Raw genomic sequence first — 4,475 nt, 5'->3', positions numbered from 1 at the left:
GTGGAAGATCACGTCGGGCTTTGCGCGCTTCAGCTTCGTGACCAGCGCCGACAGATCGGGCGCGGTCGCCGAATAGCCCTCCTTGAGCACGATGTTGAAGCCGGCCTTCTTGGCACCGGCCTCATTGCCCTTGGAGACGTCGACGCCATAGGCGCCGTCCTCATGGATGATGGCGACGCGGAGGTCCTTCGGTTCCTTGCCGAACTTGGACATGGAGTATTGCGCGATGAAGTCGGTCGTCATCATGCCGTACTGGTTGCCGGCGGCCTGCGGACGGAACACGTATTTGTAGTTCTTGCCGTCGAACACGCCGGAGGAAATGCAAGTCGTGATCCACATGAACCTCTTCATCTGCTCGACCCGCGCCGACACCGGCACGCATTGCGCCGAGGAGAAGAAGCCCATTACCATGTCGACCTTCTCCTGTTCGAGCAGGCGGACGGCCTCGTTGATCGCGATGTCGGGCTTGCTCTGCGCGTCGGCATAGACGGCCTCGACCTTGTAACCCTCGACGCCGGTCTTGGCGTAATGGTCGAGCATGATCTTGACGCCGGTGTATTGCAGCTCGGAGCCGCCGCCGGCCAGCGGACCGGTCAAATCAAAGATCACGCCGATCTTGATCTTCTTGTCCTGCGCATGCGCTGCATTGGCCACACCAAGCGCCGCAAGCGCGACAGATAGACCCGCAAGCCAGCGGGCAGCCCTCCTGACCGGCATGAATCCCTCCCCAGAGATTGTGCACTGCATTTTTTGTTGTCGTGCCGCCCTATCACAGGGGGAGCGGCCGATGATGTCAAGCGCGATGGCTGCGTCCGCACCGCGCAGGCTTGCGCAAAGTTTCGGCGGAACGCTGCCGACGCACGGTGCTCGGGCGTGCGGTTGGCGGCGGCAATTTATCCGCGGGGCCGTTCCATGCCGGCCCGTTTGATGGCCGCGAGCAAAATATCGCTGTCCAGGGAAAGAAAATCGATCAGGCGCTTGGCTGCTTCCGGCGCCTGCGCGTCGCTGACGATCGCGGCCGTGAAGGTCTGGACCAGCTGGAGATCCGACGGCAGCAGACCGACAACTTCGATGCCGCTCTCCTGAACCAGTTCGCTGGTCGGACCGATCGAGAGATTTGCCTTGCCTGCTCTCAGCGCTTCGGCCGCCTCGGTTCCGCGCGCCTCGAGGGTGAGCCTGACCGTGTCCGGCAAGTTCAGCCTGGGGAAAACCTTGTCGCGGACGTACTGTCCGCTCGTGCTGCTCGGCGCCACCACCTCGCCGGCCTCGATCAAGGCTTTCCTGAGCGCGACATCATTGCCGATGTCCGGCTTGCGAGAGCCTGCTCGAACCGGCGCGGCCAAAGGTGCCGTCGCCAGTCCTGCTTCCGACCCCGCACGAATTCGGCCGTCTTCGGTCAGACTTCGAAGTCCCTCGCGCGAAAGTATAACCACGTCCGCTTTGGTGCCGTGCGCAAGCTGGTGCCTGATCGTCTTCGGACCGGTGCCCTCCGACGCGCCAGATCCAGTCTCCACCCTGATGCCCGTGCTTCGCTCGAATTCAGGCAGCACGTCGCGGTAGACCGCGGCGAATCCACCCGAAATGATGACCTTGATCGTTTTGGCGCCATCGGCGATTGCCGGTGTCAATGCAGCGGCAGCGGTGGCTTGCTCGATCATTGCGCATTCCTTTGCCTAGGCCGGCAGCTGCGTCTCGATGAACGCGGTGACGAAACGCGGCATTGCGGGAGTGAGATCGGCGCGGCTGCGCACCAGATAGATGCCGGCAAGCTCGGGATTTGCCTGGCATGCGAGATTGGCCTCGATCCGCGCACGCAGCGCGTCACCGGGCATATCGACGCGCAGGATCTGCATCATCGCAAGCGCAGGCCCGGTGTAGATGCAGTGCCAGTCGGCGTCGCGGCGGCAATCCGACGGCAACAGTCCCGTCTCCTCCTCGAGTTCGCGCATCACGCTGCCGGCGATATCCACCGTCTCGCCCCTGATATCGTCGAGATCGGGCGTCCCTGACGGGAAATAGATACGTCCGGCATTCGCGGTCTGCTCGCCCATCACCCCGCACACGAAGGCGCCGTCGCTGGCGAGCAGCGCCCCCATGCCGAAACCGTTGAACACCTCGCTGTCCGGAAAGCCCCAGTCGCGCCAGGCGAGGAAGCTGGCGAAATCGGTCTCGAAATAGCTCGCGCTGAGCCGTTCGCCGGCGAAGACCGGATCGCGTCCGAGCAGCACGCGGCCGTTCCACAGGTTCGGGTTCAGCCGCTGCTGCTCGGCGAAATGCGCGTCAATCTCGGCACGCCGCTCGTCCGCGAACGGCCAAGGACGCCGCTGCAAGGCAAGGTCGAGCGCGGTGACACGACAAATGAGCGGAGACTGCATGTCCGTACGCGTTTACTTTCCGCTTCCGGTGGTCTTCTTGGCCTGATCGACGAACTTGTTGGTGTAGGTCTTGGTGACGTCGATGCCGGCCTTCGCCACATCGGGCGAGCCCTCGCTGAACACCGCGAGCACCGCCTCCGCACCCTTGGGGTCCATCTTGCCGGTCTCGGAATACATCGGGATCGTGTTCTTCAGCGCCGCGAGATACTGCGCCTTGTCCTTGCCGACGATCTCGTCCGGCATCTTGGCCATGATGTCTTCGGCGCTGTGCGAGTGGATCCAGGCCAGCGTCGCCATGATCGCATTGGTCAGCGCCTGCACCTCCTTCTCGTGGCCGTTGACCCAGGCCGCGGTCGAATACAGTGCGCCGCCGGGATATTCGCCGCCGAACACCGCAAGCGTGTCGTGCTGGGTGCGGGTGTCGCTGAGGATCTTGAGGTCCTTGTAGCTGCCCTGCAGCACGGTGACGGCAGGATCGAGCATCACGGCAGCGTCGATCTGGCCCTGCTCCATCGCCGCGACCGCCGTCGCGCCGAGACCGACGCCGATCACGGCGGTGCCGGCCGGATCGAGGCCGTTCTTCTTGAGCAGATACTTCAAGAAAAAGTCGGTCGAGGAGCCCGGCGCGCTGACGCCGACCTTCTTGCCGGCGAGATCCTTGATCGAGTTGATCTCGCCGGTATGCTTCGGCGAAACAACGAGCACGAGGCCGGGATAGCGGTCATAGACCACGAAGGCCTGCAGCTCCTGCTTCTTGGCCGCGAGATTGACGCAGTGGTCGAAATAGCCGGAGACGACATCGGCGCTGCCGCCGAGCACGGCCTTGAGCGCGTCCGAGCCGCCCTTGAGATCGACCAGTTCGACCGCAAGCCCGGCCTTGTCATATTCGCCAAGCTGCTTGGCCAGCACGGTGGGCAGATAGCACAGGCAGGCGCCGCCCCCGACCGCGATGGTGATCTTGCTTTGCGCCGCGGCAAGGCCCGTGGACAGGGTCAGCGCCAACAGCATTCCGGCAAGCTTGCCAAGCAGTTTGTTCATGACGTCCTCCGTTCGACTGCCCGGCAAGATAGAGGAGCCGGGAGGTCTTGAGAAGGCGACTTTCCGACAGCTGGTCAAGCCAGCGGCTGCAGCATAGCATCGTGGCTACAAGAAAACGCCGAAGAAGCGCCAAAGCTAGAAGCACCAAGAATACTTCAGGGGAAACATCAAGGGAGGTCTTCATGAATCGTATTGCAACCGCGCTGTCGATCGCTGCCGCCTTTGCCGCGGGCTGTGGCGTCACCCATGTGCTGCGGCCGGCGCTCGCCGCCGAGAACATCACGGCGCAGGTCATCCACACCGGCGAGATGGAGGGCGACAAGCTCGGCGACGCCAACAAGGTCGGCTTCCGTTCCAAGATGTTCGTCTCCGCCGACGGCGCCACCGTCTCGATCCAGGACGGCAATGTGCCGAAGCACATGCATCCCAACACCAACGAGATGCAGTTCGTCCTCGAAGGCACCGGCACGGTCTGGCTCGGCGACAAGGAAGTGACGGTGAAGCCGGGCGACCTGATCGTGATCCCCAAGGGCACGCCGCATGGCGGCACCAAGCCGAACGGCCGTGCCATCAAGGCCATCGCAATCAAGACGCCGCCGCAGGCGCCGGATGATACCAAACTGCTGGATTGATTACGGCCCGTTCGCCGTCATCGCGAGAAGGGTCATACAAGCATCGTCACCCTGAGGCGGCCGCTTCTTCAGCGGCCCTCGAAGGGTCGACGGCCACCAGCCGGGCCGATTCATCCTTCGAGGCTCGCTCCGCTCGCACCTCAGGATGACGGAGCTTGCAGGGCTCAATCGACGCATAGCATATTTGTCAGGCGCACAACTGCCGGGTTCCATGACACGACGCTTGACAGATAATTCACTTGCCCCGCGTCCGCTCACTCCATAATATGACGATCGTCATTTATAAAGAGCAGGAACCATGAGCCTGGACGATCATCCCACGGTCAGGGCGGTGCGCGCGCGCAGCAGCGAACCGGTCCGCGACGTCCCGGTTTCATCGGAGCTGATCAAGGACATCGCGCGCAGATGCGGAGCCGATGATGTCGGCACC

The 4,475-nt window shown here is 63.1% G+C and carries 5 protein-coding genes; 1 reads left to right on the top strand and 4 read right to left on the bottom strand.

The genetic code is table 11. The features are described 5' to 3' along the window. From PMN64_RS42215 to PMN64_RS42200, 4 genes are all read right to left on the bottom strand, one after another. Window positions 1-717: ABC transporter substrate-binding protein (locus PMN64_RS42215; RefSeq protein ID WP_411785033.1), on the bottom strand; the 717-nt coding region annotated here is incomplete at its 3' end. 176 nt (window positions 718-893) lie between these two features. Next, entirely contained in the window at window positions 894-1,658 is a 765-nt protein-coding gene (locus PMN64_RS42210; protein WP_411785032.1) for a substrate-binding domain-containing protein, read from the bottom strand. A gap of 15 nt (window positions 1,659-1,673) precedes the next feature. Further along, complete coding sequence (locus tag PMN64_RS42205; protein ID WP_411785031.1) at window positions 1,674-2,375, bottom strand: NUDIX hydrolase; 702 nt, start codon at window positions 2,373-2,375, stop codon at window positions 1,674-1,676. Window positions 2,376-2,387: 12 nt separating this feature from the next. Then, window positions 2,388-3,413: an ABC transporter substrate-binding protein gene (locus PMN64_RS42200; RefSeq protein WP_304496359.1), complete on the bottom strand. Its 1,026-nt coding sequence runs from the start codon at window positions 3,411-3,413 to the stop codon at window positions 2,388-2,390. 182 nt (window positions 3,414-3,595) lie between these two features. Between PMN64_RS42200 and PMN64_RS42195 the strand changes: the two genes are divergently transcribed. Then, window positions 3,596-4,045, top strand: coding sequence for a cupin domain-containing protein (locus tag PMN64_RS42195; RefSeq protein WP_304496360.1), 450 nt, complete (start codon window positions 3,596-3,598; stop codon window positions 4,043-4,045). Window positions 4,046-4,475 lie beyond the last annotated feature (430 nt).

The organism is Bradyrhizobium sp. UFLA01-814, from assembly GCF_046718885.1.
GTDB classification, from domain to species: Bacteria; Pseudomonadota; Alphaproteobacteria; order Rhizobiales; family Xanthobacteraceae; genus Bradyrhizobium; species Bradyrhizobium elkanii.
The sequence above is the reverse complement of the archived record's forward strand: the minus strand, read 5'-3'. Positions and strand labels throughout refer to the sequence as shown.

Bases quoted from the DNA above. Each gene is read 5' to 3' on its own strand.
- PMN64_RS42210 (WP_411785032.1), bottom strand. From the start codon at position 1,658: ATGATCGAGCAAGCCACCGCTGCCGCTGCATTGACACCGGCAATCGCC.
- PMN64_RS42205 (WP_411785031.1), bottom strand. From the start codon at position 2,375: ATGCAGTCTCCGCTCATTTGTCGTGTCACCGCGCTCGACCTTGCCTTG.
- PMN64_RS42200 (WP_304496359.1), bottom strand. From the start codon at position 3,413: ATGAACAAACTGCTTGGCAAGCTTGCCGGAATGCTGTTGGCGCTGACC.
- PMN64_RS42195 (WP_304496360.1), top strand. From the start codon at position 3,596: ATGAATCGTATTGCAACCGCGCTGTCGATCGCTGCCGCCTTTGCCGCG.